This is a genomic window from Kitasatospora sp. NEAU-CNBT7 (genome assembly GCF_057220535.1).
The window spans coordinates 1-26,629 of the sequence record NZ_JBXQQB010000002.1; the positions used below are offsets into that span (position 1 = coordinate 1).

General features: G+C 74.6%; 29 protein-coding genes and 1 pseudogene. 14 read left to right on the forward strand and 16 right to left on the reverse strand.

Annotated elements, in window-relative coordinates; translation table 11 throughout:
• A pseudogene (locus tag AC2TEW_RS02770) lies at nt 1-123 on the forward strand (IS701 family transposase); the annotation flags it as partial.
• Between the two features lie 208 nt (nt 124-331).
• Here AC2TEW_RS02770 and AC2TEW_RS02775 read toward each other — a convergent pair.
• Nucleotides 332-742: a VOC family protein gene (locus AC2TEW_RS02775; RefSeq protein ID WP_484621642.1), complete on the reverse strand. Its 411-nt coding sequence runs from the start codon at nt 740-742 to the stop codon at nt 332-334.
• Nucleotides 743-929: 187 nt separating this feature from the next.
• Between AC2TEW_RS02775 and AC2TEW_RS02780 the strand changes: the two genes are divergently transcribed.
• Nucleotides 930-1,304 carry a helix-turn-helix transcriptional regulator gene (locus AC2TEW_RS02780; protein WP_484622042.1) on the forward strand — a complete coding sequence of 125 codons (375 nt, stop codon included), beginning with the start codon at nt 930-932 and terminating at the stop codon, nt 1,302-1,304.
• Nucleotides 1,305-1,314: 10 nt separating this feature from the next.
• Nucleotides 1,315-1,731 (forward strand): VOC family protein, encoded by a 417-nt coding sequence (locus tag AC2TEW_RS02785; protein WP_484621643.1) that lies wholly within the window; start codon nt 1,315-1,317, stop codon nt 1,729-1,731.
• A gap of 64 nt (nt 1,732-1,795) precedes the next feature.
• On the opposite strand, the gene AC2TEW_RS02790 is transcribed toward AC2TEW_RS02785, so the two are convergent.
• Nucleotides 1,796-2,329 (reverse strand): ferritin-like domain-containing protein, encoded by a 534-nt coding sequence (locus AC2TEW_RS02790; protein ID WP_484621644.1) that lies wholly within the window; start codon nt 2,327-2,329, stop codon nt 1,796-1,798.
• Between the two features lie 230 nt (nt 2,330-2,559).
• Here AC2TEW_RS02790 and AC2TEW_RS02795 point away from each other — a divergent pair, with 230 nt between their 5' ends.
• The 3 genes from AC2TEW_RS02795 (at nt 2,560) to AC2TEW_RS02805 (ending at nt 3,969) form a co-directional block, all read left to right on the forward strand.
• Nucleotides 2,560-2,871 (forward strand): DUF3040 domain-containing protein, encoded by a 312-nt coding sequence (locus tag AC2TEW_RS02795; protein WP_033818651.1) that lies wholly within the window; start codon nt 2,560-2,562, stop codon nt 2,869-2,871.
• Between the two features lie 111 nt (nt 2,872-2,982).
• Complete coding sequence (locus AC2TEW_RS02800; RefSeq protein ID WP_484621645.1) at nt 2,983-3,459, forward strand: SsgA family sporulation/cell division regulator; 477 nt, start codon at nt 2,983-2,985, stop codon at nt 3,457-3,459.
• A gap of 72 nt (nt 3,460-3,531) precedes the next feature.
• Nucleotides 3,532-3,969, forward strand: coding sequence for a hypothetical protein (locus AC2TEW_RS02805; protein WP_484621646.1), 438 nt, complete (start codon nt 3,532-3,534; stop codon nt 3,967-3,969).
• Nucleotides 3,970-3,999: 30 nt separating this feature from the next.
• On the opposite strand, the gene AC2TEW_RS02810 is transcribed toward AC2TEW_RS02805, so the two are convergent.
• From AC2TEW_RS02810 to AC2TEW_RS02820, 3 genes are all read right to left on the reverse strand, one after another.
• Complete coding sequence (locus AC2TEW_RS02810; RefSeq protein WP_484621647.1) at nt 4,000-4,521, reverse strand: DUF6328 family protein; 522 nt, start codon at nt 4,519-4,521, stop codon at nt 4,000-4,002.
• A gap of 128 nt (nt 4,522-4,649) precedes the next feature.
• Nucleotides 4,650-5,042, reverse strand: coding sequence for a hypothetical protein (locus tag AC2TEW_RS02815; RefSeq protein ID WP_484621648.1), 393 nt, complete (start codon nt 5,040-5,042; stop codon nt 4,650-4,652).
• A 443-nt stretch (nt 5,043-5,485) separates the two neighbouring features.
• The gene (locus AC2TEW_RS02820) at nt 5,486-5,884 is read right to left on the reverse strand and encodes a nuclear transport factor 2 family protein (protein WP_484621649.1); all 399 of its coding nucleotides are present in this window, start codon (nt 5,882-5,884) and stop codon (nt 5,486-5,488) included.
• A 141-nt stretch (nt 5,885-6,025) separates the two neighbouring features.
• Between AC2TEW_RS02820 and AC2TEW_RS02825 the strand changes: the two genes are divergently transcribed.
• Nucleotides 6,026-7,558: an FAD-dependent oxidoreductase gene (locus AC2TEW_RS02825; protein WP_484621650.1), complete on the forward strand. Its 1,533-nt coding sequence runs from the start codon at nt 6,026-6,028 to the stop codon at nt 7,556-7,558.
• Nucleotides 7,559-7,677: 119 nt separating this feature from the next.
• Here AC2TEW_RS02825 and AC2TEW_RS02830 read toward each other — a convergent pair whose 3' ends face one another.
• The 3 genes from AC2TEW_RS02830 to AC2TEW_RS02840 form a co-directional block, all read right to left on the reverse strand.
• Nucleotides 7,678-9,249, reverse strand: a complete 1,572-nt coding sequence (locus AC2TEW_RS02830; protein ID WP_484621651.1) for a sigma-70 family RNA polymerase sigma factor — start codon at nt 9,247-9,249, stop codon at nt 7,678-7,680.
• Nucleotides 9,250-9,556: 307 nt separating this feature from the next.
• Complete coding sequence (locus AC2TEW_RS02835) at nt 9,557-9,793, reverse strand: hypothetical protein (RefSeq protein ID WP_484621652.1); 237 nt, start codon at nt 9,791-9,793, stop codon at nt 9,557-9,559.
• Nucleotides 9,794-9,963: 170 nt separating this feature from the next.
• Entirely contained in the window at nt 9,964-10,842 is an 879-nt protein-coding gene (locus tag AC2TEW_RS02840) for a ribonuclease BN (RefSeq protein ID WP_484621653.1), read from the reverse strand.
• A gap of 311 nt (nt 10,843-11,153) precedes the next feature.
• Here AC2TEW_RS02840 and AC2TEW_RS02845 point away from each other — a divergent pair, with 311 nt between their 5' ends.
• A complete protein-coding gene (locus AC2TEW_RS02845; protein ID WP_484621654.1) occupies nt 11,154-11,675 on the forward strand; it encodes a hypothetical protein in 522 nt (173 codons plus the stop codon).
• Nucleotides 11,676-11,800: 125 nt separating this feature from the next.
• Nucleotides 11,801-12,247, forward strand: coding sequence for an SRPBCC family protein (locus AC2TEW_RS02850; RefSeq protein WP_484621655.1), 447 nt, complete (start codon nt 11,801-11,803; stop codon nt 12,245-12,247).
• Nucleotides 12,248-12,277: 30 nt separating this feature from the next.
• Here the strand turns inward: AC2TEW_RS02850 and AC2TEW_RS02855 are convergent, their stop codons facing one another.
• The 3 genes from AC2TEW_RS02855 to AC2TEW_RS02865 form a co-directional block, all read right to left on the reverse strand.
• Nucleotides 12,278-12,940 carry a hypothetical protein gene (locus tag AC2TEW_RS02855; RefSeq protein ID WP_484621656.1) on the reverse strand — a complete coding sequence of 221 codons (663 nt, stop codon included), beginning with the start codon at nt 12,938-12,940 and terminating at the stop codon, nt 12,278-12,280.
• Nucleotides 12,941-13,075: 135 nt separating this feature from the next.
• Nucleotides 13,076-14,668, reverse strand: coding sequence for an alpha/beta fold hydrolase (locus AC2TEW_RS02860; protein ID WP_484621657.1), 1,593 nt, complete (start codon nt 14,666-14,668; stop codon nt 13,076-13,078).
• Nucleotides 14,668-16,026, reverse strand: a complete 1,359-nt coding sequence (locus AC2TEW_RS02865) for an alpha/beta fold hydrolase (RefSeq protein ID WP_484621658.1) — start codon at nt 16,024-16,026, stop codon at nt 14,668-14,670. Before AC2TEW_RS02865 ends, AC2TEW_RS02860 begins: the two co-directional genes overlap by 1 nt.
• Nucleotides 16,027-16,656: 630 nt before the next feature.
• On the opposite strand from AC2TEW_RS02865, the gene AC2TEW_RS02870 reads away from it, so the two are divergent.
• Nucleotides 16,657-17,373 (forward strand): hypothetical protein, encoded by a 717-nt coding sequence (locus AC2TEW_RS02870; protein WP_484621659.1) that lies wholly within the window; start codon nt 16,657-16,659, stop codon nt 17,371-17,373.
• 58 nt (nt 17,374-17,431) lie between these two features.
• Nucleotides 17,432-18,430, forward strand: coding sequence for an alpha/beta hydrolase (locus tag AC2TEW_RS02875; RefSeq protein WP_484622043.1), 999 nt, complete (start codon nt 17,432-17,434; stop codon nt 18,428-18,430).
• Nucleotides 18,431-18,873: 443 nt separating this feature from the next.
• On the opposite strand, the gene AC2TEW_RS02880 is transcribed toward AC2TEW_RS02875, so the two are convergent.
• Nucleotides 18,874-19,368, reverse strand: a complete 495-nt coding sequence (locus AC2TEW_RS02880; protein WP_484621660.1) for an ester cyclase — start codon at nt 19,366-19,368, stop codon at nt 18,874-18,876.
• 285 nt (nt 19,369-19,653) lie between these two features.
• On the opposite strand from AC2TEW_RS02880, the gene AC2TEW_RS02885 reads away from it, so the two are divergent.
• Complete coding sequence (locus tag AC2TEW_RS02885; protein WP_484621661.1) at nt 19,654-20,322, forward strand: HAD family acid phosphatase; 669 nt, start codon at nt 19,654-19,656, stop codon at nt 20,320-20,322.
• A 243-nt stretch (nt 20,323-20,565) separates the two neighbouring features.
• Nucleotides 20,566-22,044 carry a pyridoxal-phosphate dependent enzyme gene (locus tag AC2TEW_RS02890; protein ID WP_484621662.1) on the forward strand — a complete coding sequence of 493 codons (1,479 nt, stop codon included), beginning with the start codon at nt 20,566-20,568 and terminating at the stop codon, nt 22,042-22,044.
• Between the two features lie 231 nt (nt 22,045-22,275).
• On the opposite strand, the gene AC2TEW_RS02895 is transcribed toward AC2TEW_RS02890, so the two are convergent.
• Nucleotides 22,276-23,016, reverse strand: a complete 741-nt coding sequence (locus AC2TEW_RS02895) for a hypothetical protein (RefSeq protein ID WP_484621663.1) — start codon at nt 23,014-23,016, stop codon at nt 22,276-22,278.
• Nucleotides 23,017-23,063: 47 nt separating this feature from the next.
• Here AC2TEW_RS02895 and AC2TEW_RS02900 point away from each other — a divergent pair, with 47 nt between their 5' ends.
• The gene (locus tag AC2TEW_RS02900; RefSeq protein ID WP_484621664.1) at nt 23,064-23,429 is read left to right on the forward strand and encodes a DUF6924 domain-containing protein; all 366 of its coding nucleotides are present in this window, start codon (nt 23,064-23,066) and stop codon (nt 23,427-23,429) included.
• A gap of 112 nt (nt 23,430-23,541) precedes the next feature.
• Here AC2TEW_RS02900 and AC2TEW_RS02905 read toward each other — a convergent pair whose 3' ends face one another.
• The 3 genes from AC2TEW_RS02905 to AC2TEW_RS02915 all read right to left on the reverse strand — a co-directional run bounded on the left by AC2TEW_RS02905 (nt 23,542) and on the right by AC2TEW_RS02915 (nt 26,479).
• Entirely contained in the window at nt 23,542-24,489 is a 948-nt protein-coding gene (locus AC2TEW_RS02905) for a hypothetical protein (RefSeq protein WP_484621665.1), read from the reverse strand.
• 160 nt (nt 24,490-24,649) lie between these two features.
• Complete coding sequence (locus AC2TEW_RS02910; protein ID WP_484621666.1) at nt 24,650-25,186, reverse strand: hypothetical protein; 537 nt, start codon at nt 25,184-25,186, stop codon at nt 24,650-24,652.
• A 54-nt stretch (nt 25,187-25,240) separates the two neighbouring features.
• Entirely contained in the window at nt 25,241-26,479 is a 1,239-nt protein-coding gene (locus AC2TEW_RS02915) for an MFS transporter (RefSeq protein WP_484621667.1), read from the reverse strand.
• Nucleotides 26,480-26,629 lie beyond the last annotated feature (150 nt).

A 26,629-nucleotide genomic window follows, 5' to 3' on the forward strand; every position in this document is an offset into this window, starting at 1 on the left:
ATCCGTCGCTACCCGGGCTGGTATCGGCACATCACCCTCGCCATGGCCGCCCACGCCTACCTGACAGTCATGCGGGCCCAGCAGCTCGAAAAGGGGCCGGACCGGCTCGAACGCCAGACCTGATCCCACTCACCGTCCCCGAGATCCGTCGACTGATCGCCCACCTCACCCGGCCCGTTCGCCGAAGCATCGCCCACGTCCTGCACTGGTCCCACTGGCGCCGACGACGCCAGCACCAGGCCCGGACCAGCCACTACAAGAGACGAGGCAACACCCCAAGAGCTGATGCCTCGTCACGTTAAGCACCGTTGCAGTACTAACCAGCTCGGGGTCAGCGGACCTCGTTGATGCGGACCAGGTTCCCGGCCGGATCCCGGAACGCGCAGTCCCGGAACCCGTAGGGCTGCTCGGTCGGCTCCTGGACGACCTCGGCGCCGCCGCCCTTCAGCCGGGCGAAGGTGCCGTCGAGGTCGGCGGTGGCCAGGGTGATCCGGGCGTAGCTGCCCTTGGCCATCATCTCGGCGATGGTGCGGCGCTCGTCCTCGGTGATCCCGGGGTCGGCCGCCGGCGGCTCCAGGACGACCGCGGTGCCGGGCCGGCCGGCCGGGCCGAGCGTGATCCAGCGCATCGCGCCCGCACCGGCGTCGTTGCGCACCTCGAGGCCGAGGAGGTCGCGGTAGAAGGCCAGCGAGGCCTCCGGGTCGTGGTGGGGGAGGAAGGTCCAGTGAATGCTGATGTCCATGGACCTCAGGCTAGGCAGCGCCCGGACGCGGTGGCTTCTCCATTCCTGACCGGATCCGCGAGGGCACGTCCGACCGGTCCGCGCGCGCCGCGAACCACCGCCCCGGGCCCGGCCGCTGTGGGAGACTGGCCGGGTGAGACGGCAGAGCCTCGACGACCTGGTCCGGCTGCGACGGGCGCGCGACCGGATGGACCGCGACTACGCCGAGCCGCTCGACGTACCGGCGCTGGCCCGCGAGGCGCTGATGTCCGCCGGCCACTTCTCCCGCAGCTTCCGCGCCGCCTACGGCGAGACGCCCTACAGCTATCTGATGACCCGTCGGATCGAGCGGGCCAAGGCGCTGCTGCGCCGCGGCGACCTCACCGTGACCGAGGTCTGCTTCGCCGTCGGCTGCACCTCGCTGGGGTCGTTCAGCTCGCGTTTCACCGAACTCGTCGGAGAGAGCCCGAGCGCCTACCGGGCCCGGGACCACGAGGAGGGCGCAGCCATCCCGGCCTGCATCGCCAAGATCCACACCAGACCGGTCAGGAACGGAGAAGCATCCCAGGGCGCCCGGCCGTAGCGTGGGGGCCATGAACATCAGCCTCTCCCAATGCTTCATCGCCGTCGACGACCACGACAAGGCGATCGCCTTCTACCGCGACGTGCTCGGCCTGGAGGTGCGCAACGACGTCGGGTTCGAGGGGATGCGCTGGGTGACCGTCGGCGCACCTTCGCAGCCCGACGTGAACGTGGTCCTCGAGCCGCCCGCCGCCGACCCCAACGCCTCCCCGGCCGACCGGCTGGCCATGGCCGAGCTGATGGCCAAGGGCCTGCTGCGGGGCGTCATCTTCGGCACCGACGATTGCGACGCCACCTTCGAGCGGATCAGCGCCGCGGGCGGCGAGGTCCTCCAGGAGCCGATGGACCAGCCCTACGGCGTGCGGGACTGCGCCTTCCGCGACCCGGCCGGCAACATGCTGCGCTTCACCCAGCCCCTCGGGAGCTGATCCCGCGCCGCAGCCGTCCCCGCGCCGCCGTCGGCCCGGCCGGCGGCGCCTGGTCACGGAACGCTCAGGGCGCCAGCTGCGCGGCCAGCTCCTGCTCGCTGCGCCGCTCGTCCGCCAGCAGCGACTCCATCAACTCCCGGGTCTGCGGGTCCTGGTCGCCCAGCCAGCCGATGATCGAGCGGTACGCGGCCACCACGATCCGGGTCGCCTGGAGGTTCTGCTCCCACATCATGCGCAGCGCCGAGGCGTCGGCCACCGAGTAGTCGGTGTGGGCGCGCTGGGCGAGGGTGGCGGGGTCGAAGTTGGGCCGCCCGCCGAGCTGGGTGATCCGGTCCGCGACCGCCGTCGCGTGCCGCATCGCCCGGTCCGCGAGCGCGTCGAACCGGTCGCTCGCCGCGGAGCGGTCGCCGCGGCGGGCGGTCACCGAGTGCCGGGTGTAGCGCAGCCACGCCACCACCTCGGCCGCCACGACGTCGTTCAGCACACTGATCACGCGCTCGGTGTCGATGCCCGCGCGGTCGGCCACCGGACCGGCGGCGATGGTCCGCAGGGCCTCCCGGCTGATCCGGTCGACGTCCAGCGCCAGGCTGTCGCTCATCCCAGTCCTCCTCGTCCGCCCCGGCCGGGTCACCCGGCCCCGCGTCGAGCGTATGTCCGTACGGCCGAGCTGGAAACCGGTCGGCACCGGCAGTAACCGGCTGATAGCAGGGCAGTTGACATGTGAACGCCGCAAGCCGACCGAAACCGGCGCGAACAGGTTGGAACCGCCTCCACCCGGGTAGCGGGCCAGGAGAGGGGCCGTCGCCGACGGGTACGGAGGTGGCGACGATGGACGGATCGTCGATGTCCGGGCAGGAACGGCAGATCCTGCAGTCGATCGAGGAGCACCTGCGTAGCGACACCCGGCTCGACCGGCGGCTCAGCACCATGACCCCGGCCTGGACGGTCCGCGCGCGGACCGCGCTGCTCGCCGTGCGGGCGACGACGGTGGTGATGCTGCTGATGGGCGCCGCACTGTGCCTGGCGGCGGCCGTGCGGGAGCCGACGGCGGCCGTCCTGGTCGTCCTCGGGCTGGCCTGGGCGGCGGCGCTGACCGCCCTGGCGGGGCTGATCGGCCGGCGACGGCGGCGCACCCGGTGAGCCGGGAGCGGGGCCGTCCGCCTGTTTCGGCCCCCCGCGGCCGGGCACACGGGCCGCGTGACGCCCGTGCCCGCGACGGCCTGACGGCCGATGGAAGGAGTCGAGGCCCGTATGACGCCCCCGACCCGAGTGACGACCACCGTCCCCGCCCTCCTCCTGCTCGCCCCGGCCCTCGAGCTGCCGGTCAGGACGACCTGGACCCACGACCCCCGCGACCCGTTCGCCGTGCACGTCGACTTCCACGTCCCCGCCGGCGCCCCCGAGCACTGGGTGTTCGCCCGTGACCTGCTCGCCGAGGGCCTGGACGTGCCGGCCGGGCAGGGCGACGTCCTGATCGAACCGGAGATCGGCCACCGCCACGTGCTGATGCTGCTGCGCGGGGTGGACGGTTCGACGGCCGTGCTGCGCACGCCGAGCGCGGCACTGGAGGAGTTCCTGCAGCGCAGCTTCGCTGCGGTGCCGAGCGGGCGCGAGCCGTACCGGGCGGAGCTCGACGGCTGGATCAGGCAGACCTTGGACGGCGACGGCCGCCGGCCCACCACCGGCACCGGCACCGGCACGCGGACGGAAGACCCGCGACCGTCGTGACGCGTGGACCGCCGTACCTCGGGCAGACGCCCGGGGGACCGCCCCGGAAGACTCCCGGAAGGGGACACCCGGATGATTCTGCTCGGAGTACTGCTGCTCGCCGCCGCGGGCGCCTTCACCGGCCTGCTGATCGCGGACAACCTCGGCGGCGGCCCGGACTACACGGCGACCGTCCTCGGCAGCGAGGTGGCCACCGTGAACAGCCTCACGGCCTTCCTCGCCGGCATCGCACTGACCCTCCTGGTCGGCCTCGGCGGCCTGCTGGTCGCCGCCGGGATCCGCCGCTCCCGCCGCCGTTCCGCCGAACTCCGCACCGCCCGGGCCGCCGCCGGGCGGACCGCGCCGGCCGCCTACACCGACACCGTCGAGCCGGTCCAGCCGGTCGGTCCGAACGGGGACACCGGTCCGACCGGGGACACCGGGCCCGGCGAGCCCGGCGGGTACGGCTCCAGCGCGCTGCCGGGAGGCGGACGCCGCCGCCACGGCCTGGTCCACCGGACCGGCCACTGAACCCGCGACCGGACCGGCCACCGCCGGGCGTCAGTGGACGCCCGGCCCGGCCCGCTCCTGGGCCCGCCGCAGCAGCACGGTCGGCAGCACCAGCCAGCAGAGCCCGAACCAGACCATCACCAGGCCCGCGACCAGCCACGCCGCACCGCGCAGACCGGCCACCCGCAGCAGCAGGAGCAGCGCGCCGCCGACCGTGAGCGCGAGCAGCGCCGCCCCCAGCGCGACCAGCCGGCTGACCGCGGTCACCATCCTCGACTTGAGGTGGCGTCCGGCCAGCACCCGGTGGTAGCCGACCGGCGCGATCAGCGTCCCGGTGGCGACGGCGCCGCAGGTCACCACGGCGACGTACAGGCCGCGGTCGAAGCCCTGCAAGGTGGCGAAGCGCGGGGTGAAGGCGACCGTCAGCATGAAACCGAACATGATCTGCGCACCGGTCTGCGCGATCCGCACCTCCTGCAGCAGATCGCCCCAGCGGCGGTCCGCCCGCTGCTCGGGGCTCTCGTGGCGGCTGTCGGAGGGCTCGTCCGGTCCGGCGGGGGAGTGGGCTGCCATGGACCGTCCGCCTCCTTCGCGTGCGGCGCCCGGCCGCGAGCGCCGCTCCCATCGCACCACGGCCCGGCCGCGTACGCGGCGAGGCCCGCCGACCGGCCTCGCACCGGTGGGCGGGATGGTGCCGTGGGTCAGCGGGGGCCGAAACCGGGCAGCGCGCGGCCGCCGCCCGGCCCCGGGCGGGAGCCGCGCGGCGGTTCCAGGACCTGGCAGCCGTGCGCGGCCAGTCGCCGCCGTACCCGGTGCGCCTCGGTGTCGTCCAGGCTGAAGACCCAGGAACCCGGGATGAGCACCACGTGGAAGAGCCCCTCGGCCGCATGACCCAGCAGCTGTTCGAGCCGGGGCAGGGGATCGAACGACCGGCAGCCGTTGTCGATGAAGACGACGGGTTCCGGCAGTCCGAGGCGGTGCGCGTGGCGGCTGAGCATCTCCCGGTGCGCGGTCATCCGCCAGGTGTCGGCCGGATAACAGCGCAGGTACGAGGCGGACCTCGTGCCGGTCGGATAGTGGTGGGCGGTCCTCATGGATGAGCTCCTCGGGGAGCGGGGGCCGCTGCGGTGCGGACCTCCGCGGTCTCCGTCCTGGGCTGCGCCCCGGCGCGGGTGGGACACGCGCGGGGCCGGGCGGAGGGCGGAGTCCGGCTGGCCGGTCCGGCGGGGGACACGGACGGGCTTCACCGGTGGTTCGCGACCCGTGGACCCGCCCGACACAGGACGGTCGGCGGGGCACGGTGCGAGCGGAGCCCGATCGGGCGGAGCCGCCACGCTTGGCGCTGCGGCCTGCGCTGCCGGGCGGGATACACACGCGGCGGCGTCGGCCGAGGACGGTCGGGACCGGGTGCGGTCGGGTGCCGGCGTGGGGCCGACCTGCCGTCTTGTCGAATCAGTGTGGACGAACCTGGTGTTTCGCGTCCATACCGGTTGGGTAGAGCGCGCGGTCACACGCTGTTCCCGAGGTCTGCTCCGGGTCAGTCCGGGAGCAGCGCACTGCCCGGTGGCCACGGGCCGTCCGGCGGCATGTCGAGCCGTTCGGCGAGCGGGTGGCGCCAGGCCGGCGGGGTGAACGGTTCGCCCCAGTAATCGGTGATCCGGACGGCCTGCCCGTCGGCCGTCTCAGCGATCGAGACGTTCCGGTAGACCCGGCCGTCGCCGTAGTCGGTGCTCCACTCGACCACGACGGTGCCGCCGTGCGTGTGCCGCCGCCCGATCCCGATCCGCAGGCCGACGAAGTGGGACTCCACCTCGGCGATCCGGTCGCGGCCGCGGATCAGTTCGCCGCTCTGCGGCCACTGCCGGACCGCGTCCGCCGCGAGCGGGATTCCGAGGATGCGTTCGAGCCGGGTGCGGTGGGCGGCCTGTTCCGTCATGTCCCGCACCTTAGGCCCGGCCGGTCCCGCGCCCGCGGGGGCGCGACGGAGCTGCACCCGTACGGGGTCCGGCCGCGGGCGGGTATAGTGAACGTTGTTCACGTGAACGTCGTTCACTAAAGGATGCAGGGAGGACCGAAGGTGACCGAGACCGATGTCGTCGTGGTGGGGGCGGGCCCGACCGGACTGATGCTCGCGGCGGAACTGGCCCAGGCCGGCCTGCGGGTGGAACTCCTCGACCGGCGGACCGAGCGGCAGCGCAACTCCCGCGCGCTGACCCTGCACCCGCGCAGCCTCGAGGTGCTCGACCAGCGCGGCTGGGCCGACCGGGTCCTCGCGCTGGGCCGGACCGTGCCCGACTGGCACTTCGCCGGACTGCCCACCCGGCTGGACCTCACCGCCCTCGACACCCGCCACCGCCACACCCTGTTCCTCCCGCAGGACCGCACCGAGGAGGTGCTGGAGGAGCGGGCCGCCGGGCTCGGCGCCGCCCCGCAGCGCGGCCACCAGGTGCTGACGGTCCGCCAGGACGCCGACGCCGCCGAGGTCGAGGTGCGCGGCCCGGACGGCACCGTACGGGTGATCCGGGCTGCCTACGCGGTGGGCTGCGACGGCGGGCGCAGCATCGTCCGGACCGCGGCCGGGATCGACTTCCCCGGCACCGACGAGACCCTGACCGGGATGCTCGGCGACTTCGAGACCGTCGCCCCGGACGCGCTCGCCCTCGCCGCCGAACACGGCGTGCTGGCCGTCCCGATGCCCGGCGGCCTCACCCGGATCGTGCTGATCGACCCGGAGCGGATGCGGGTCCCCGCCGCCGAGCCCGTCACCCCCGGCGAACTGCGCGCCGCACTCGTGCGCGCCTGCGGCAGCGACCTCGGGGTGGCCCGGCCGCGCTGGCTGTCCCGCTTCGGCAACGCCACCCGGCTCGCCGCCCGCTACCGCCACGGCCGGCTGCTGCTGGCCGGCGACGCCGCCCACATCCACTTCCCGGCGGCCGGACAGGGGCTCAACACCGGGCTGCAGGACGCGGCCAACCTGGGGTGGAAGCTCGCCGCCGAGGTCAACGGCTGGGCGCCGCCCGGCCTGCTCGACTCCTACCACGACGAACGCCACCCGGTCGGCGCGGCCGTCACCGCCAACACCGAGGTGCAGACCCTGCTGTGGGAGCTGACCCTGGTGCCGCAGTACCGGCGGCCGGGGGCGGCCCTGCGCGACCTGATCGGCGGCCTGCTCCAACTGGCCCCGGTCAACCGCCGGATCGCCGGGCAGGTCGTCGGGCTCGACACCGCCTACCCGCCGTCCGCGCCCGACGCCCACCCGCTGACCGGGCACCGGATGCCGGACGTCCCGCTGACCGCCCCGGGCTCGGCGGCCACGCGCGTCCACGAGCTGCTGCGGGACGGCCGGTTCGTCCTGCTCGACCTGGCCGGCGAGCGGCGGACCCGTGACGCCCGGGAACCGGACGGGCTCGGCGGCCGGGCCCGGCGCGTCACCGCCCTCGCACCCGCCACCCACGGGGCACACCCCCTGCTGACGGACGTCACCGAGGTGCTGGTGCGCCCCGACGGGCACGTGGCCTGGGCCACCCGCACCACTGACCCGGACGGCCGCCGGGCCGAACGGGTCCGGGCTCTCACGGCCTGGGCGGGCCGGCCGGACACCGGCCGCTGAGCCGGGCCGCCGCACCCGGCATCGCCGCCGCGCCGGGCCGCCCGCCCACCCCGGTCGGGCCCTCCCGGCCGGGGTGGGCGGCGGCGCCCGGTGGCGGATCGCTCAGCGGGCCCTGCCGCTCAGCGGGCCGTACCGAGGTCCAGGGTCCACAGCGGCCCGCTCGCGCCGGTGGCCGACCCGAGCCCGACCGCCGCGAACCGGCAGTCCAGCAGGTTGGCCTGGTGGATGCCCCCGTCCATCCAGTCGTCCACCAGGTCGGCGGCCGTCTTCTTCCCCCGGTCGAGGTTCTCGCCCCACCGGCTCCACACGTAGCCCGCCGCCGTCAGCCGGTCGTCGGGCTGGTCGCCCGCGGGCCCCGCGTGGTCGAAGTAGCCGCGGGCCGCCATGTCGTCCGAGTGCCGCTGGGCCGCCGTGTGCACCCGCGGATCGATCCGCAGCGCCGGACAACCCGCCTGCGCCCGCTTGGCGTTGACCAGATCCACCAGCTGCTGCTCGATGCTGCGCGCGGTCGGACTCGGGGGCGCCGTCTGCGTGGGGGAGGGGGTGGGCGAGGGCGACGGACTGGGCGGGGGCGGCGGTGGCGTCGGGCTGGGCGTGGGCTCGGGGGAGGGGGTGACCACCTCCACACTGGCCACCGCCACCGGCGCGGCCGGCGCCGGTTCGACGTGCGGCGGCGCCGGGGGCTCCGGCGGACCCGGGTAGAACTGTGCCGCGCCGAGCACCGCGACCGTCACCGCGAGCGCCCCGGCCGCGACCCCCGCCGACCGGGGCCGCGGGATCCGCGGCAGCCGTCCGGGCGCGGCCGGCGCCCCGGCGCCGTGGCCCCCGGCCCCCGGCAGCGGGTGCGCCGCGCCTGCGCCCGCACCGGCGCCCGAGCCCTGGGTGGCGAGCCCCGACAGCAGGTCCGGCGGCAGCAGGTCGTGCACCGGCAGCACCAGGCCGATCCCCGCCAGCAGCCCCTCGGCCGGCATCAGGTCCCGCTGGTGGCCGGAGCAGACCGCGCAGCCGCGGGTGTGCCGCGATATTCGCTTCCGCCACAGCGCGCCGGGGCTGCCGTCCCAGGGGGCGACCAGCTCGGTCAGCACCGGGCACCGGGGGTCGGCGGTCAGCGCGCGGACCACCACCCGCCCGACCTCCAGCTGCTCCTTCATCCGCTGCACCCGGACCGCGGTGTGCTGGCGCGACAGGTCCAGCGAGGCGGCCAGTTCCTCCCGGGTGAGCTCGCCCGCCGTCTCCAGCCACCAGAGCGACAGCAGGTCGCGGTCGCCCTCGTCGAGCCAGCGGGTGGCCTCCGCGACCTCCTTGCGCTGCCCGGACAGGCCGAGCCGCAGGATGGTCAGACCGACGAAGTCGGAGCCCGGGTTGGCGACCTCGCGGGTGCCCTCCAGGCCGTCCAGCGCCGCGACGGGCGCACTCTGCCGGGCACTCCAGCGGCGGCGGACCTCGTTCATCGCGACGGCCACCAGCCAGGACCGGAACGACGCCGGGTCGCGCAGCCCGTTCAGCCCGCTGACGACCCGCACCATGGTCTCCTGGACCACGTCGTCGACCTCGCTGTGACCGTTCATCGCCCGGCCGACCACGTTGTACAGCAGCGGCAGGCTGGCCGTCAGCAGCCTCTCCAGCGCGTCCTCGTCGCCGGCCTGCGCGGCGACGACCTCCGCGGTCCCGACCTCACCGTCCACGTACATCCGCTGCCCTCACTCGTCCGGCCGTCCGGCCCCGTGCATCGGAGACCCGCGGCAGCGGGCCGGATCACGGAAAAATCGCGACGGGTTCGCGACTTTCTCCGAGGACGGTCTCCGGCCGCGGGGTTTCCGGCTGGAGCAGAAGGGTAGCGCCGGTGTCGTCGCAGGTCGGACGGCGGCTCCGGCCGTCGGCGCCGCCCGCCGGGGTGGGCCGGACGGGGGAAGGGCCGTGCGGGTGCGGAAAGGTGGGAAACCGGTGCGGAAGGGGAGAACCGCCCGGGCCGGCGCCGGGCGCCCGGCGCCGGCCGGGTCAGGTGGCGACGGCGTCGAGCCAGCGCAGCAGCGCGGCCCGCTCGCCCGGCGTGGAGTGGTGGACGGCCGCACCGTCGATCCACAGCCGCAGCCGCTCGACCGTCGCCGGGCTGAGGTCGAGGTACAGGCGCCACAGCGAACGGTCGTGGCAGTCGGGGTCCTCGGGCTCGCCGCAGTGGTGGCAGTGCGTGAAGAACGCGTCCACCAGGCGGTGTGCGGTGGCCTCGTCGGGCATGGGTCCGGGGCTCCTCGGTCGAGGTCGGGGCAGGGCCGGGGGAATCGGGCCGGGGGGATCGGGCCGGAGGGTTCGGGCCGGGGAGGGCCGGTCGGGCGGGGAGGCCCGGGCGGCCACCTCTCCAGGCTGCGGGAACACCGGCGCCCGCGGGCGGGGACGGACGGCCCGCGTCACCGGGCCGAAGGTCCCCCGGAGCCGTCCCGCCAGCTGAGCCCGGGCCACCGGGGTGCGCTCGGCCGCCGGTCCCGGCGCGCCGCCCACGCCGCGTGCCCCGCCAGCGCCCCCGCGAACACCGAGAACCCCACCCCGATCAGCCAGGACTGCACCACCAGCACCGTCCCGATCGCCCCGTACGAGAGCGCGCTGGAGACGATCAGCGGCGAGAACACCAGCCGGGAGAAGACCCGCAGCCCCACCAGCGCCCCCACCGTCGCCAACGCCCCCGGCAGCAGCGCCCACCCCGAGACCCGGCCGCCCAGCAGCAGCCACTGGATCCACCAGAAGAACAGCACGCCGCCGCCGACCGTGGTCACCAGCCGCAGCGTCGGCTGAGCGGCGGTGCCCGCCAGCGGCACCCCGCTCCACGACGCCGCCAGCAGGAACCCGACCAGCCCGGCCAGGCCGACCGCCTGCCGCCACACCGAGTGCCAGGCCGCCGCGTTCAGCCCCCAGATCCGCTCGTAGCCGAACTGCAGGCTGGACATGAACGAGATCCCGAACAGCGCACCCGCCGCGAGGCTCAGCGCGGTGGCCGTGCCCAGCACCCGGCGCGGCGAGGAGAACAGCTGCTGCACCGCCTCCGCCGAGCGCCCCGACAGGCCGAGCCCGTCGACCACCCACCCCGCGAAGCCGCTGCCGTGCACCGGCGAAGCCGCCGCCACCACGATCAGCAGCGGGATCAGCGTGACGAACCCCAGCGCCGCGAACCCCATCGCCCGCCGCATCAGCTCGACCTCGCGGCCCCGCTGCCAGGCCACCACCGCCAGCAGCCGCAGCCGCAGCCGCCACGGCATCCGCCGGGGTCCGAAGGTCGGCGGTCCGCCGCGCATGTGCGCCACCGCCCGCTCACCGCCTCCCGCTCACCACGCCGCCGTACCCGCCGGGGCGGTCGGTGAGGCCACCGGCGGACACCACGACCGCCGGGCAGGCCGACGCGGGTGCACAGCGACCCGGCGGACCCTCGACACCCTACGACGCGCCCCGCCCCCACCACCTGCGGCTCGCCGGGCCACCCCGCCCGGCCGAGGCCGAGGCCGAGGCCGTGGCCGTGGACGTGGCCGTGGACGTGGCACGATGCCTCCGTGCGCCGTCCTCACTCCGGCCGCACCCCGCACCGACCAGGAGGAGCGTCAGCCGTACCGTGTCGGACCACCTCGGCCCCCTCGTCCTCGTCGACGGAGCCTGGCTCATCGGCGACCCGGCCGCCCGCGGCGGCGCCCACCTCCGGCTGGAGGAACAGGGCATCGGCCGCTGGGAGGCGGACGCGCAGGCGGAGTTCGTGCCGTGGCGGCGGTTCATGACGGTCGGTCTGACGGTCACACCCGGCCGGTGGGGCAACTCGAAGGTGCTCGCCACCGTGACCGACCAGCTCCTCGCGCTGTCCGGGGCGTCCCGTACCGGCGGCGGCCCCGCCGCCCTCTCGGCCACCCTGCGACAGCCGTACGCGTACTGGAGCGCGGAGTTCACCCACCACCGGAGGCGGTACCCCGGCCGGGAGTGCCGGCTGCTCGGCGAGTTCCTCAAGCAGACCGTCGAGTCGGGGTCGGCCCGCTCCCTCGGCGACCCGGACCGGGTCGCGGCGGTGGTCGACCGCCTGGCGCGGCTCCCGTCCGCGCCGCTGCGGTCCGCCGCGGCCCAGGTACGGGACGCGCTGGACGGCTGATCCCCCGCGGGTGCGCGGGCGACACCGCAGCTCCGCGCGGAGCGGGTACGGGCGTTCGGACGCCGGATCTGGCATGATCGCGAACGCCACAGCAGGGGTCCCGACAACACGGCACAGGAGGCGTCATGGCGGGTCAGTTCGAGGCCACGGTGGAGGTGGACCGGCCGGTCGCGGAGGTCTTCGCCTTCCTCGCCGACGGGCGCAACGACCCCAAGTTCAGCCCCCGGGTCCTGGCGATCACCAAGAAGCCGGACGGGCCCACCGCCGTCGGCACGGTGTTCACCAGCACCGTCAAGGACGCCGGGATGAAGACCGGCCGGGAGTTCCGGATCACCGAGCTGGTGGAGCCCACCACGGTCCGCTGGGCCGAGATCTCCAAGAACCTCGTCACCGCCTCCGCCGGCGGCTACGACCTCCAGGCCCTGTCCGACACCCGGACCCGGGTACGGATCTTCAACACCCTGGAGGGCCACGGCATCGGCAAGCTGCTGGTCGGCCTCGCACTGAGCGCCGCCCGCAAGGACGCCGACGCGTTCGGCCGCCGCATCAAGGCCGCCGTCGAGGCCTCCTGACGGGCAGCCGCCGATCGCAATCCCGCCCGTTCATAGGCCCCGGATGGCGTCGCCCAGGTCGGGGCCGTAGGAGCTCCAGCAGACCACCGAACCGTCGGTGTCCAGCTCGCCCATGAACCACTCGCCGTCCGCGAGCACCAGGCACAGCCCGTGGAAGGACAGCACCGCCTCCGGCCGCAGCCGGTCGTAGTCCGCCCCGTCGGCCCGCTCGACCAGCACCGGCCGCCACGGCGGGAGCAGGGTGGCGGTGGGGTCCCCCGACTCGGCGCGCACCCGCTCGACGGTCCAGCCGTCCGGCAGCCCCGGTGCCGCCGGCCGGGCCGGCCGCGCCGGGACCTGCTCCGGGGCCGGGCGTCGGAGTTTGCCGTCGGTGCCCGCCCGGGGGACGCCGTCGACCGCCGTGCAGATGCCGAAGACCCGCTCGTGGCCGGTCCACCCGTTGACCCGGCCGCGGTTGTTGCTGATCTGCACGCGCCGCCGGGCCCGGTCCACCGCCGACACCAGGTGCAGGTACACCGTCCCGGCGACCCGGGCGAGGACGATGTCCCCGACCTCCACCTTCGCCGGGTCGACGGGGGCCACCGCCACCAGCTGCCGGCTGCGCACCAGCGGCACCATGGACGACCCGCTCGGCCGGAACTCCACCACCGCGCCACCCGCGACCCGGCCGGCCACGGCATCCAGAACACCCATCCGGCGATCGTCGCAGACCGGCCCACCCGCTCCACAGCGCTTTTCCCCCGGAACGCCGACGGGCACCCACCGCACAGCCCGTGCGGCGGATGCCCGTCGGATCGGTCAGCCGGTCAGCCGGTCAGCCGGTCGGCCTCAGGGTGCGATCTCGAACTCGGGTGGCCGGAGACAGGCGAGGCACTCCGTGTCCGGCGCGGTCGGGGTGTCGAAGAACGAGCGGGTGATCGCCTGCGCGCACGGCGAGTCGGCGAACACCACATGCGCGACGTACGGGACGGTGACCTCGGTGGACCGGCTCAGCGTGCGGGCGGCGTACGGCCCGTTGCTCGGCGCCGTCTGGGAGTCGAAGCCGCCCGACAGGACGAGTGTCGGGACGTCGCTGCGCGTGATGTCCCGGATCGAGCGCGGGGCCGGGGGGACGTCCCAGGCGCGGCAGTCGTCGTGGAGCCAGGCGAGCTGCGGGGCGTTGGCCAGCACCGACCGCGGGAACGTCGGGAAGGCGCGCTGTCCGGCCCGGATCACGTCCTCCTCGCTCTCGAACGGTGTCCACTCGCTGCAGAAGACGCCGTACGCGAGCCCGTGGGCGACCCTGCCCATGGCCTGCGGGCTGAGCCTGCCGCCCGCGTACTGCTCGGCGATGCGCTGCGGGTTGCCGTGGGCCAGCTCGTCGATGGAGCGGGGCACCCCGGCCGCGAGGTGGCTGGCGGAGGTCAGCCAGGTCACCAGCACCCCGCCGTCCAGCACGACCTCCACCGGCTCCGGGTGGCCCGGGACGGTGACCGTGGTGGTGACCGGACGGGCCTCGAGCTCGACGACGAGGCGTTCGAAGGTGCCCTCGAGGTCCGGATAGCGGCTGTTGCAGGCGGGCTGCTCCGCGCACGCCCGGAACATCCCGTCGAAGCCCTCCCGGGCCGCTCGCCAGGTCACGGCCCCGCCGGCCAGCGAGGGCGGCAGGACGCCGTCGATGCCGACCGACCTGATGCCCGCCGGGTGCAGGCGCAGGTACTGGAGTGCCAGGTCGGTGCCGTAGGAGATGCCGAACACGTTCCACTGCCGGATACCCAGTGCCAGCCGGAGATCCGCGTAGTCGGCGGCGCTCTCGGTGCCGTTGTAGGCGCCGAGGTCGGCCCCGCGGCCGATCAGCTGCTCGCGGCACTCCCGGGCCGCCTCGACGTGCAGGCGCCCGGTGGACGGCGCACCGAGGACGAGGCCGAGGGCGCGGGCGTTGAACTCGTCGATGTTCGGACAGGTGAGCTCCGGGTCGGCCGAGTAGGTCCCGCGCTGGGACATGAAGATGACGTCCCGGTCGTGGTTCAGGCCGCCGTTGACCGCCAGCGGGATCTCGGACACCGCGTCGTCGCCGGGGCCGCCGGCGAACCACACGATCGGATCGGGCGCCGCTCGCCGGGTCGCCGCCGGGATGATCGCCACACCGAGGGTGATCCTCCGCCCGTCGGGCCGGGAACGGTTCTCGGGCACCGTGAGCGTCCCGCAGCGGGCCTCCGCCAGCTCGGGGACCGGGTCGGCCGTCCGGGGACAGGGCCCCGGCTCGAAGCGGGCGTGGCCCGTCGTCCGGGCGACCGTGCCGAGCGGCTCCCCGCCGCCGCCGTCCTCCGCCCGGGCGGGCAGCGCGGCGAGGCCGGCGAGCAGGACACCGGCCGTGACCCCGGCCAGGGCGGTCCGGAGCCGTCGCGCGGGGCGCCGGCGGTGGGGCGGGTGGATGGACATCAGGCTCTCTCCGGGTCAGGGGTGATGGTGAACGGTGCGGGTTCCAGCCCGGCCACGCAGCAGTCGTCGGGCGCGGTCGGATGCGTGAGGAAGGAGGCCAGCACGCTCTGCGCGCACGGCGACTGGGGCACCACGAAGTGGCCGATCCCGGGGATCCGCACAGCGGTCGAGCGGGACAGCGTCCGGGCGGTGTACGCGCCCCAGCTCGCCCCGGTCTTCGCGTCGAAGGTGCCGGAGATGATCAGCGTCGGGACATCGCTGTAGGTGGCGACCCGCTGGATCCCGGTGCGGTCGGGGACGTTCCAGACCCGGCACACGTCGTACTCGAAGGGCAGCTGCGGGGCGTGCGCCAGGACCGTGTCCGGCCAGCCGGGGAACGCCCGGCGCCCCGCCTCCGGCAGGTCCGCCTCCGAGAAGCCCGGCGCCCACTCGCCGCACGCCACCGACTGGGTCAGGCCGTGCGCGAACTCGCCGATGACCGGCGCGGCCCCAGCCGCCTGGGCCCGGGCGAAGCGCTCCGGATTGCCGTGGGCGAGCTCGTCCAGCGCGGCGGGGACGTCGACGGACGGCATCGCGCCGCCGTCGGCGACCAGCAGGTTCACCAGCGAGCCTCCGTCGAGGACGACCTTCACCGGCGTCCCGCCGCCCGGCGGCTGCACCGTCAGCGACAGGGGGTTCGCCTCCAGCCGCCGGACCTGCTCGGTCAGCGTGCCCCGGAGGTCCGGGTAGCGGCTCCCGCAGCTCGGCTGCGCCTCGCACGCCGCGAAGATCGCGTTGATCCCCTCCTGCGCGCTGTCCCAGGTCCACGGCAGGCTCACGATCTGCGGCGGCGCGACCGAGTCGATCGCCACCGAGCGGATCCCCCGGGGGTGCCGGCGCAGGTACGTCAGGGCCAGATCGGTGCCGTACGAGTAGCCGTAGACGTTCCACCACTCGATGCCCAGCGCCCGGCGCAGATCGGCGAAGTCCGCGGCGTTCTCCGTGGTGTTGTAGGCACTCAGCTCGATCCCGTCGGCCGTCAGACGGTCCCGACACTCCTTCGCCGCGCCCACCAGCAGCCGCCCGGTCGACGGCGCGTCGTACGGCAGCCCCACGGCCTCCGCGTTGAACCGGTCGATCTCCGGGCAGGCGAGGTGCGGCTCCGAGTGCAACGTGCCGCGCTGGGCCATGACGATCAGCTCGCGGTCGCGGTTCAGGCCGGAGGCGATCAGGAAGGGGATCGCCCCGAACGCGTCACCGCCGGGACCGCCTTCCATGAACACCACCGGATCCCCGGCCGGGGTCGAGGACACGGCCGGGATGGTCGCGACGGCCAGCCGGACGGTCCGCCCGCCGGGCCGTTCGCGGTTCTCGGGCACCTCCAGGAAGCCGCACCGCCCGGGCACCGGCTCCGGGGTCGCCGGGCAGGGACCGGGCACGAACCGCGCCGGAGACCCTGACGGGTGCTCATGGCCGGGTACCGGCACGGCACTGCTGGATGCCGGACCGATCACCCCCAGGAAGGTCAGACCGGCCGCGACCAGGGCCACCCCGCCGGATGCCCGCCGGGGGCGCCGCCGTGCGTGCCGGTGCTGCGCCCGCCTCCGTACGAACCCGCCGCTCCCGCGAACGGACGGCGGGCCACCCGGGCCGATGCTCTGTTCCGCCATGTGGTCCTGTCTCTCCTGTTCGTGACTGCCCGGCCGCGACGCCGCCCGGCTCCGTGTGCCGCCGCACGGTCCGTGCGCGCTGCCGGGCCTGTCGCCGACCCGCCGCCGGGGGCGGTCCGGGTCCGACGACAGGCCCGGGGCCAGCCTGTGGCCGTGCTGAGAGGCCCACCACTCCTGGGCTCCACTTGGAGCAGGTCACGATCGACCCCGGCCCGGCCGCCACGCCGTCCGCCTGCCCCGTCCAGCGGCCGAGTCGCCGCAACCACGGCGGACCGGCGGCGCGTCCCGCCTTCCGACGGGTACGGCGGCGGGCCGGACCGCACGGTCCGAGGGGCGCCGGTGTCGGAGACGGCGGGGAGGCGGGCGACGGCCCGCGGCTGGTGGGCGGTGACCGCCCCCTGGGGAATGGCGGCGGGCACGGCCGCCTGGTGCCTGGCGGGGGCCGTACGGGCCGCACGGACGGCCGACTACCCCTGGAACGCCTGGACACCGCTCGGCTACGGCGCCGCCGGGGGACTGCTGCTCGGGCTCCTGGCGGGCGGCTGCGCGGCGCTCGCCCTCCGGCTCGCCCGGGCCGCCCGCCACGGCGGGACCGGGCGGGGACGGGTCGCGGGTGCGGCGTTCACCGGCGGACTGCTGGGCGGCCTCGCGCCGGGCACGGTCCGGGACTTCACCGGCCCGCCGCCGCCGGCGACCGGGTACTACTTCGACCTGCCGAGTCCCGAACCCGACTGGTACTGGGGTCCGTTGCTGTCGGAGTGGCTGACGTACACGGTGCTTCCGGCTGTCGGCTGCGCCCTGGTGGTGGCGGCGGCCGCCGTGGCCGCCGTCCGGGCCCGGCGGTGGAAGGGCGCGGGCCGCGCGGCGCTGGCCCTCGCCGGGGTGGCGCTGCTGATCCTGCTGTCCGTGGCCACCGCGGGCCTTCCCGCGCCGGAGGGCAACGGCGGGCACGTGAACGAGTCGGCCGTGGCCACCCTCGCCGATTGGGCCGCCGGAGTTGCCGCGCTCCTCGCCGCCCTGGTGTGGCAGGTCCGGGCGGGCCGTCCGCGGGGATGACCCCCTGGCCGGCGACCCGCGATACCGTCAGGCGAGCTGGGACGGAGGGGGTTTCGTGGTGGGTTCCGAGGGCGAGCAGGGGGCGTGGCCCGCGCCGTACGTCGACCCGGAGCTGGGCGCGGTGCTGGCGGCCCTGGGCGGGAGGGCCCGCGAGCCGGTCACCCCGCAGGGCCTGGCGGAGCTTCAGCGGCGTGACGCCGCGGCGCGGCCGAGGCCCACGCTCCAGGAGCTGGCGGACTGCGGCCGGTTCGAGGTCACGGAGCTGGGCGCGCCCAGAAGCGGGGATGGTGGGCAGGTCGGGCTGGTCGGCGCGCGGCCCGCCGGGCACTCCGGACCGCTGCCGCTGCTGTACTACCTGCACGGCGGCGGCATGGTGATGGGCAACGCCCGGTCCGTGCTCCCTCGGCTGCTCCGCGACCTCGCCCTGCCGCTCGGGCTGGCGGTGGTGTCGGTCGAGTACCGGCTGGCGCCGGGGACCCGGTACCCGGGCGCGGTGGAGGACTGCTACGCCGGGCTGGTACGGGTGGCGGAACAGGCGCCCGCACTCGGCCTGGACGCGGAACGGATCGTGCTCGCGGGCAAGAGCGCCGGAGGAGGGCTCGCCGCTGCGCTCGCCCTGCTCACCCGCGACCGCGGCGGGCCGGTCCCGGCCGGCCAACTGCTGCTGAGCCCGATGCTCGACGACCGCAACGACACCGTCTCCGGCCACCAGATGGCCGGCCACGACACCTGGGACCGCACCTCCAACGCGACCGCGTGGCAGGCCGTGCTGGGGGAGCGTCACGGCGCGGCCGACCTGCCGCCGTACGCGGCCCCCGCCCGCGCCGCCGAACTGGGCGGGCTGCCCCCCGCGTACCTGGAGGTCGGCTCGGCCGAGACCTTCCGGGACGAGACCGTGGCGTACGCCGACGCCATCTGGCGGGCGGGCGGCGAGGCCGAACTGCACGTCTGGCCGGGCGCCTTCCACGGCTTCGACACCTTCGCCCCGCAGGCCGCCGTCAGCCGGGACGCCCTCGACGCCCGCTTCCGCTGGCTCCGGCGGATCCTCGGACGGTGAACCCTGCGGCCGCCGCCGCGCCTGGCCTGCCGCGCCGGGTCGTCGGCCGCCGCTGCCCGTTGCCGGGGTGGAGCCAGGACGAGGCCAGGATGGAGCCAGAGTGGGGCCGGCCTCGGGCGGGGTGAGCGGACGGGAGCCGACCTGGTGCCGGACACGGGTCTGCAGCTGCGCGGACTCGAGGACGGAGCCGGCTTCCGGCGGGCCCGGCCGTCGGTCCTGGTGCCGTCTCGAGCGACGGTGCGCGAAGTCCCGAGCCGCTGTCGAGAGTTGATCCGCCGGGCCCGCCGGAGACCGTGCCTGTGGCGGGCCGGGCCTGGCGGGAGCCCGAGCCGGGGGGAGTGGCCGGGCGGTGCCGAGCGGCGGGGCATGCCCACTCGCACGGGCACGGGCACGGGGCACGGGGCACAGGGCGCGGGTCCGGTCCGGCCCCGGCCGCGACGCGGTTACGGCTGTGCGCCCGCGGCCGGGCCGCCGGTCAGGCCATCGGTGAGGCCGGGCGTGTCGTCCAGGGGTGGGAGGACCTGGAGTTGCTGGAGGAAGCGCAGCAGATCCTTGTCGGACCACTTCTCCGCGAGCCGGCCGTTCTCGATCCGGTGGACGACCGTGGCCGTCATCTCCAGCGGCCGGGGGCTGTTCCCCGCCGGGATGCCCGGCAGGTCGCCGGTCTGCTCCCCACGGGCCGTCAGACGGGTGACCACCTTGTCGCCTTCGGCGATCTGGTCGTCGATCCGGTGGGTGCCGGGGGTGGCCTCGCGGAACAACCGGAACGCCGCCTTGAGGCCCTCGCGGCCGGGCGGCAGCGGGAACGGGGGAGGGGAGTGGTCGACGTAGTCCTCGGCGACCAGCTCGTCCATCGCGTCGAGGTTGCCGGCGTCGATCTCCCGGTAGAAGCGGCGGACCAGCCGCTTGTTCTCCTCGTTGGTCTCCTCGGCGGACATCGGCGGCTCCTGCGCGGATCGGGCGGCTCCCCTCCCGGCGGTGCGGCGGCGGGATTCCGGCCGAGCCTCACCGCGGCCCCCGCCGGTTCGGCACCGGACACGCCGACGGGGACGGCGAGTTCACCCGACCGGGCGGACCGGCCGCGGGTCCGGCAAAGAGTGCACCGCGAGTGTGACGGCGAGTGTGGTCGAGCCGCGCGGGCGGCAGGAAGAAATCTTGGTCCGATGGCTACCCGCGGGTAACCCTGATGCCCCATGCTGCTCCGGTCCCCAACTCGAAGGAGCATGCACATGACCGCACCACTTCGCCGCACCCGGGCCCTCGGCACGGTGGCCGTCATCGGCACGGCGGTCGCCCTCGCCGCCGCCGCCCCGGCGGGCGCCGTACAGCCCGCGAAGGCCCCGGAGGCCGTCCCGGCCGTCGCGCCCGCCGTGGCCGCCGCGCCCGCGCTCGGCAAGCCCAACGTGCCGTACGCGACCTGGCTCAAGGACGTCCAGGCGGTCGCCGACCAGGCCGACTCCTACCTGCGGACGAGAGTGCCGGCCAAGGCGGGCGAGCACCCGGCGATCGTGCTGGACATCGACAACACCTCGCTGGAGACCGACTACAACTTCGGCCTGCCGACCCCCGCGGTCCAGGCCGTACTGAACGTGGTCAAGTCGGCCAACGCCCGTGGCACGAAGGTCTTCTTCGTCACCGCCCGCCCGGGCTTCATCGACTGCATCACCCGGTACAACCTGACCTCGGTCGGCTACCCGGTGGACGGCCTCTACGGCCGCTCGTTCCTCGACCTGTTCCAGGAGACGTCCGCCTTCAAGACCGCCAAGCGCGCCGAGATCGAGCAGAGCGGCTACACCATCGTGGCCAACATCGGCAACAACACCACCGACCTGGTGGGCGGCCACGCCGAGCGGACCTTCAAGCTGCCGGACTACGGCGGCCAGCTGTCCTGACCCGACGTCCGTCCGGCCGCCGGCCGGGCTCGACGGCAGGTCAGTAGTCCTGCGCCGGTGGGCCGAAGGTCCGCCGGCGCACCCCGGTCCGGGTACGGCGGTGCGGAACATCCGCCACTTGCGCCGGGCCGCCGACCTGGTGGAGGCTGCACGCAGGCGGCGCAGCGGGCCGGCAGGCCCGGCGCGGGCGGGGGCGGTCCCCGAACTCGTGGACATCCGCCATCCGTTCGGAAGGGGGCCGCCGTGGCGGTCGACGAGTCGGCAGCCGTGGACCACGAACCGGCCTTCGCGGGGCGCGATTCGGTGGCCGCGGTCCACGCATCGGTGGCGGACGCGATCGGCTACACCCCGATGTTCCGGCTCTCCCGGCTCGGCGAGGGGATCGCCGCCCCGATCTACGCCAAGGCGGAGTTCCTCGGGGTCGGCGGCAGCGTCAAGGACCGCGCGGCGCTGTCGATGGTCCTCGCGGCCGAGCGCGACGGCCACCTCCGTCCCGGCGGCACCATCATCGAGGCGACCTCGGGGAACACCGGGATCGGGCTGGCGATCATCGGCCGCCGCCGCGGCTACCGGGTGATCGTCGGGGTGTCGGACCGTTCCTCCCCGGAGAAGGCGGACATCCTGCGGGCGTACGGCGCCGAGGTCGTGGTGGCCCCGGCCGCCCTGCCGCGCCAGCACCCCGAGCACCTGTTCAACGTGGTCCGGCGGCTGGCGGCGGAGATCCCCGGCGCCTGGCTGGCCAACCAGTACGACAATCCGGCCAACCCGCAGGCGCACGTCCGCACCACCGGCCCGGAGATCTGGGCCCAGACCGGCGGCCGGGTGACGCACTTCGTGGCGGGGGTCGGCACCGGCGGCACGATCAGCGGCACCGGCTCGTACCTCAAGCAGGTCTCCGGGGGAGCGGTCACGGTGGTCGGCGCCGACCCCGAGGCGTCGGTCTACTCGGGCGGCGACGGCAGCCCGTACTTCGTCGAGAGCATCGGCCACTTCGTCCACCCGGAGACCACCGAGGACCTCTGGCCGCAGTCCTTCCACCGGGACGTGGTGGACCGCTTCGAACGCATCCCGGACCGCGAGTCGCTGCTGACCGCCCGCCGGCTGGCCCGCGAGGAAGGGCTGCTGGCCGGTCCGTCCTCGGGCACGGCCGTCGCCGCAGCGCTGCGGGTGGCGCGCGGCCTCGGGCCGGACGACCTGGTGGTGGTCCTGCTCCCGGACTCCGGCCGCTCGTACCTCTCCAAGCTGTACAGCGACGACTGGCTGCGGCAGTGGGGCTTCCTCGAGGAACCGCGCACCCCCGAGGACACCGAGCCGACCGTCCGGGCGGCCCTGGAAGGCGGATCCGTCCCACCCGGGCCGCTGCCTTCGGTACCCGCCGACGCCGACCTCGCGGCCGCCCTGGAGGTGCTGCGCGGCGTACCGGGCGGGGTGGCACCGGTGGTCACGGCCCGCGAGGGACGGCAGTTGGGCATCGGCGGTACCGAGGTGGTCGGCTCGATCGCGGCGGCCGCGGTCGAATCGGCACTCGCGGCGGGCCTGGCCCACCCCGGGGACCCCGTGGCCGGTCTGCTCGGAGCACCCCTGCCCACCGTCGGCATCGGCACGCCGCTCCCGGAGGCCACCCGGGCGCTCGGCACGGAACACGACGCGGCGGTGGTCCTCCTGGACGGCCGCGCGGTCGCCCTGATCAGCCGCGAACAGCTCCGCGCGGCCGGCGGGTAGCGCCTGCGGCCGGCGTCGTCGCCCCGCCTCGGCCGGCTCCAGCAGTTCGGACCAGAGGTACTTGCCGTCGGCCACAGCCGGGGTGCAGTAGACCCACTGATTGCCCAGGTGTCATCTGCGAGCTGCGCGGAAGTCCCATTCTCATGCCCGGCCGACCAGAGAATCGCCCGACCTGGTAGGCATGCCCGAATCCGCGATCACCGAGCTCGTCCGGGCAACAGCCAGGTTGGATCACCGCCAGAGCTGCTTCGACCAGTCACCCCGAGGGCGATAGTCACGGCCATCACCGACCGGGTCCGTCCCAGCGGGAACAACGTCGCGATGGTACGGATACTGCCCCGTCACCGCTGCCAACAGGAACTCCAGGAAGCCACCCTCGAACAGGTCCCACTCCCGCATCGAGTCGAACTTCGCAGCGACCGGCCACCGGTCCGGATCCGGACCCCGCATCAGCCAGAAGAACTGGTCGGAGTTGTAGTTGTTGCCCCACTTCAGCAGCCCGCCCTCGGCCGGGAACAGCGGATACGGGCACTCGTCGTAGTCCCCGTCCCGGTAGGCCTGAGCCAGCATGGCGCAATACCCGTAGGGGTCCGTCGTGAAACACAGGAACCCCTCGAAGCCGGGAGGCTGCCCTACCTTCGGACTGAACGCTGCCGACGGTGTCCAGATGTGCAGCTCATCCCTGATGCTGACCATCCCGTACCGGTCGGCGAACGCCCGATAGTCCGCGGGCAGCTGGAGCCCGAGCGCCTGGCGTCCGAGCTCCCACGGAACCGGGACCACTCCGTCCGCTGGCGGTGGCCCGATCACCGCGGCGAGCCGGTCCAGCATCTCCTCGACGTTCACATCAACTCCCGCCAGCAGCCCTTTCTCGCCGGAGGCTACCCGTTTCCGGTGACACCGGAGGCGGTAGCGGTAGGGGATGCCCAGCCGATCGGAAGGGCGCGCGACCGAGTCGGCGGTATCGAACACGCGATCAAAAGGCCGGAATGAGTAGAGGTTACTCGGACGGTGGGCGCTTGATCGGTGATGAGGGATCCTGGGACGCGGTTCGGGCCGCACTCGACGTCGCCGGCGAGTACCCTCATGCCACGTGTGTCAGCGAGCCGCGCTTCGCCGGCGTGGGTGTCCCGGCCTTGGAGGCCGAGGAGGCTGCGGCGGACGAGGACGAGCAGATCGTCCACCTGTTTCTGGCGGACGCGGCCACGATGAACGAGCCGGGTCACCCGCTCCTGGCCGTGGACCTCTCGGACGAGCCCGGCCGGACGTTCAGGGTTCCCGCCCGGAGGTTTCCGGAGATCTCGGCCAACCTCGGCATCGCCGACACGGACTTCGCGGAGTTCGCCGACGCATCAGGGACCTTCCGCGGCTTCGACGAGGTCTGACACCTCTTCTCGTTGCAGCCCGTCCGGCGAGCGGACCCTTCGCCGGCGCGCCCGGAGACTCACGACAGCCCGCCGGTGAGCGGGCGCTGCCGATATGCCACCGGTCCGCGCGTCAGGACCGGCCGACCGGAGCAGTCCTCCCAACTGCGCCGATCCGCCGGAGTGGTCCGGGGGCGAGCAGGTCCTGGTACGGCTTGAACTGGAACTGCAGGGGTGGAGCCAGGTCGCCGAAGGACTCGCAGAACGCGCGAGGGGATCGCGCCAGCTCCTGCAGTACCCGGTCCGCCCTGTCGTCGCCGGCAAGGTCGGGGGCCAGAGCCGCACAGCCGCGAACGCCCTCGTGCGGATCGGTCAGCCAGGGACGCGTGTCGCCGCCGAGCTGGCCGATGGCCACCAGAATCGTCGCGAGGTCGTACGGGGCTTCGGCCGCCCTGGCCACCGACATCAGTTGCTCCAGCAGTGCCGAACGCTGCGTCAATGCCGACGGATGGCGGGCCAGTGAGCCGATGGCCGCGGCCGCACACGTCCTGCGCCTGGCCCGTTCCGAGGCGAGGTACGGCAAGGTCCGCCGCAGGAGCGTGGGCGCCAGGTCGAAGCAGGCCAGCGCCGCCTGATCGAGGACGAGTTCGCCCAGGCCCGTACCGTCCTGCCACATCCGGGACCGGCCGTTGACGTCGGCCGACAGGTAACCGTCGGTCCAGGACCGCAGCTCCGACGTGCGCTCGCCGATCCGGGTTCGGAGTTCTGCGGCATCGTCGCCGAGGTCGGCAGCGACGCCGACCGCATACAGGTAGACGAGCATCGCGTCCCGCAGCGTTGGATCGTCGGGTCCCAGCAACGGATCGTCCAGGAGCTCGACGACGATCAAGGCGGTCGGCGCCGTGGCCGGCCAGGCCCTGCCCTCGCGACGAAGCGTGGACCACAGGTGCGAGTACCCGTCGACGAAAGCCCGCGCGTCGTCATCGTCGAGGAGTGCCGCCAGATGACGCGGTGTGTCACCGGCGGGTCCCCGGGCGTGGAACAGCCGGGACCATTCGACATCGTTCAGGTGATCGACCACAGTCGCGATGGTGTCACGGCGCACCGACAGCGCCGCTACGCACGGATTTCGATGTCGCCGGGGTGCGTGCTCGGGCTGCGCCACCTACACCGCCTTCGGACACTCGCGGCGGGACGGACCTCTCCATGCTGCCGATTCCCATGGTGGGACGACTCCCGCGTCAGCGGCCGTTCGTGGTTTCCGCGCAGGCGTCCAGGAGAGCGGCGAAAGCGGCGCCGGCAGATTCAGCCGGGAAGATGCGGGAGTTCACGGCGTGGTCCGGTGAGGTGATCACGTAGTGGTGGGCGAGGTAGGAGAGGTGTCCCCAGCCTTCTCGGCGATGGGCGCGCGTCAGGACCTGGCCGCAGCCCGTGCAGGCGATCCACGGGATGAGGACGAGGCCGGCCGGATCCTGGCCGGGCCCGCGGTCCGGCCCGTCGTCGGGTTCGAGCACCTTCAGATGGGATGGTGCGTCATCCCCGCGGCATCGGAGGATCCGGGGCGTCAGGGCCTCCCTCTCGCCCCATGTCTCCGCGAGGACGGAGATCTGGGCCCTGACCGTCTCGCTGATCGGCACGTGGTGGGCCAGGATCCCGGAGACCAGCAGGCTGAGCCCCGCCTCCTGTTCCCCGATGCTCCAGCAGTCCCGCACCTGCCGGGCCGCGGCCTCCGGCAGCAGTGCGGCGAGCCGGTCCCAGAGCGCAGCGTCGTCGGTCATGGCCGGGAGGCTACCGGCGGTTGGCGGGTGGGCACCAGGACAGGCGCCGCCCGCTCACCGACGGGCGGTGTCGGTGTCGGCGTTGGTGCCGGCGCCCGTGCCGGCCGGGCTGCGCAGCAGGTAGACGGCGGCGGATGCGGCGAGCACGGCCATGACCGCGATGAAGACCAGGCCGGCGTCGGCGAGGCCGAGCGGTTCGGTGAGCAGGCCGATGCCGATGACGGGGATCGAGATGCCGGTGTAGGCGACCACGAAGAGGGTGGAGATCGCGCCGGCGCGCTGGTCGGCGGGTGCCGCTCCGGCGACGGCGGCGACCGAGCCGCGGAACGCCAGCCCCTGGCCGAAGCCGCCGACCAGGGCGCTGAGCAGCAGCGGGGCGAGGGTCTCGGTGGCCAGCGAGAGCGCCAGCAGTGCGAGTCCGGCGATCAGGGTCAGACAGCCGGCCGGCAGCGCCTTGGTGACGCCGAGCCGGCCGGCCAGCAGTTGGCCGAAGGTGGAGAACAGGAACGCGGAGAAGACGATCGCGCCGACCACGGCGTGGTTGTGCACGTCCAGGTCCTGGGCGAGGAAGGCGGGGGTGACCGAGGTGAACACGCCGAGCAGGGCGAAGCCGACGAAGGCGGCGGTCCCGGCCGGCGCGAAGACCTTGCGGACCTCGGGCGGCAGGCTCGGCCGCCGGGGGCGGGCGGCCCGGGCGGGCCGGCGGTCGCGGACCGTCTCGGGCAGGAACCAGATCACCGTGAACGAGACGGCCACCAGCGCCAGGTGCACCAGGAACGGGGTGGTGAGCGGCTCGGGCGCGTACTGCGCGAGCAGCCCCGCGAGCAGCGGGCCGCAGCCCAGGCCGCCCATGTTGGCGGCGGTGGCGGCGAACGCGGCCCTGGCGGTCCGTCCCGGGGGTGCCAGCTCCATCACGTACGCGGTGGCGGCGCCGGTGAACAGGCCGGCCGACAGTCCGGACATCAGCCGTCCGAGGTAGAGCAGCGGCAGTCCGCCCTCCAGCAGGAAGCACAGGGCGCTGAGCGCGGCGAAGCCGAGTCCGGCGAGCAGGACCGGGCGGCGGCCGACGGTGTCGGAGGCGTTCCCGGCCAGCAGCAGGACGCCGATCACCCCGAAGGCGTAGACGGCGAAGACGAGTGTGACGGTGAGTTCGGAGAACCCGAGTTCCTCCTGGTAGAGGCCGTACAGCGGGGTGGGGAGCGTCGTTCCGGCCATGCAGACGGCGAAGGCGCCGGCGGCGCCGAGGTAGTCGGCCCGGCCGAAGCGCGTCCCGGCAGTCTGACGATCACTCATACGTGCCACGGTAAGGGGAGAGGGGTGGTCCCCGCCGGTCTTCGGGTGGCGTGGCGGCCCGCGCGGCGGGGTGCACCCTTGACAGTTGGTCATGTCCGCGACAGCTTTGGGGCGGTCCCGGCCGGCCTCCGGGCCGATCCCCACCACCGT

What these genes read in the sequence shown, in the direction of transcription:
- AC2TEW_RS02775 (WP_484621642.1), bottom strand. Translation starts at nt 742, where the DNA reads ATGGACATCAGCATTCACTGGACCTTCCTCCCCCACCACGACCCGGAG.
- AC2TEW_RS02780 (WP_484622042.1), top strand. Translation starts at nt 930, where the DNA reads ATGGACCGCGACTACGCCGAGCCGCTCGACGTACCGGCGCTGGCCCGC.
- AC2TEW_RS02785 (WP_484621643.1), top strand. Translation starts at nt 1,315, where the DNA reads ATGAACATCAGCCTCTCCCAATGCTTCATCGCCGTCGACGACCACGAC.
- AC2TEW_RS02790 (WP_484621644.1), bottom strand. Translation starts at nt 2,329, where the DNA reads ATGAGCGACAGCCTGGCGCTGGACGTCGACCGGATCAGCCGGGAGGCC.
- AC2TEW_RS02795 (WP_033818651.1), top strand. Translation starts at nt 2,560, where the DNA reads ATGGACGGATCGTCGATGTCCGGGCAGGAACGGCAGATCCTGCAGTCG.
- AC2TEW_RS02800 (WP_484621645.1), top strand. Translation starts at nt 2,983, where the DNA reads ATGACGCCCCCGACCCGAGTGACGACCACCGTCCCCGCCCTCCTCCTG.
- AC2TEW_RS02805 (WP_484621646.1), top strand. Translation starts at nt 3,532, where the DNA reads ATGATTCTGCTCGGAGTACTGCTGCTCGCCGCCGCGGGCGCCTTCACC.
- AC2TEW_RS02810 (WP_484621647.1), bottom strand. Translation starts at nt 4,521, where the DNA reads ATGGCAGCCCACTCCCCCGCCGGACCGGACGAGCCCTCCGACAGCCGC.
- AC2TEW_RS02815 (WP_484621648.1), bottom strand. Translation starts at nt 5,042, where the DNA reads ATGAGGACCGCCCACCACTATCCGACCGGCACGAGGTCCGCCTCGTAC.
- AC2TEW_RS02820 (WP_484621649.1), bottom strand. Translation starts at nt 5,884, where the DNA reads ATGACGGAACAGGCCGCCCACCGCACCCGGCTCGAACGCATCCTCGGA.
- AC2TEW_RS02830 (WP_484621651.1), bottom strand. Translation starts at nt 9,249, where the DNA reads ATGTACGTGGACGGTGAGGTCGGGACCGCGGAGGTCGTCGCCGCGCAG.
- AC2TEW_RS02835 (WP_484621652.1), bottom strand. Translation starts at nt 9,793, where the DNA reads ATGCCCGACGAGGCCACCGCACACCGCCTGGTGGACGCGTTCTTCACG.
- AC2TEW_RS02840 (WP_484621653.1), bottom strand. Translation starts at nt 10,842, where the DNA reads ATGCGCGGCGGACCGCCGACCTTCGGACCCCGGCGGATGCCGTGGCGG.
- AC2TEW_RS02850 (WP_484621655.1), top strand. Translation starts at nt 11,801, where the DNA reads ATGGCGGGTCAGTTCGAGGCCACGGTGGAGGTGGACCGGCCGGTCGCG.
- AC2TEW_RS02855 (WP_484621656.1), bottom strand. Translation starts at nt 12,940, where the DNA reads ATGGGTGTTCTGGATGCCGTGGCCGGCCGGGTCGCGGGTGGCGCGGTG.
- AC2TEW_RS02860 (WP_484621657.1), bottom strand. Translation starts at nt 14,668, where the DNA reads ATGTCCATCCACCCGCCCCACCGCCGGCGCCCCGCGCGACGGCTCCGG.
- AC2TEW_RS02880 (WP_484621660.1), bottom strand. Translation starts at nt 19,368, where the DNA reads ATGTCCGCCGAGGAGACCAACGAGGAGAACAAGCGGCTGGTCCGCCGC.
- AC2TEW_RS02885 (WP_484621661.1), top strand. Translation starts at nt 19,654, where the DNA reads ATGCACATGACCGCACCACTTCGCCGCACCCGGGCCCTCGGCACGGTG.
- AC2TEW_RS02910 (WP_484621666.1), bottom strand. Translation starts at nt 25,186, where the DNA reads ATGACCGACGACGCTGCGCTCTGGGACCGGCTCGCCGCACTGCTGCCG.
- AC2TEW_RS02915 (WP_484621667.1), bottom strand. Translation starts at nt 26,479, where the DNA reads ATGAGTGATCGTCAGACTGCCGGGACGCGCTTCGGCCGGGCCGACTAC.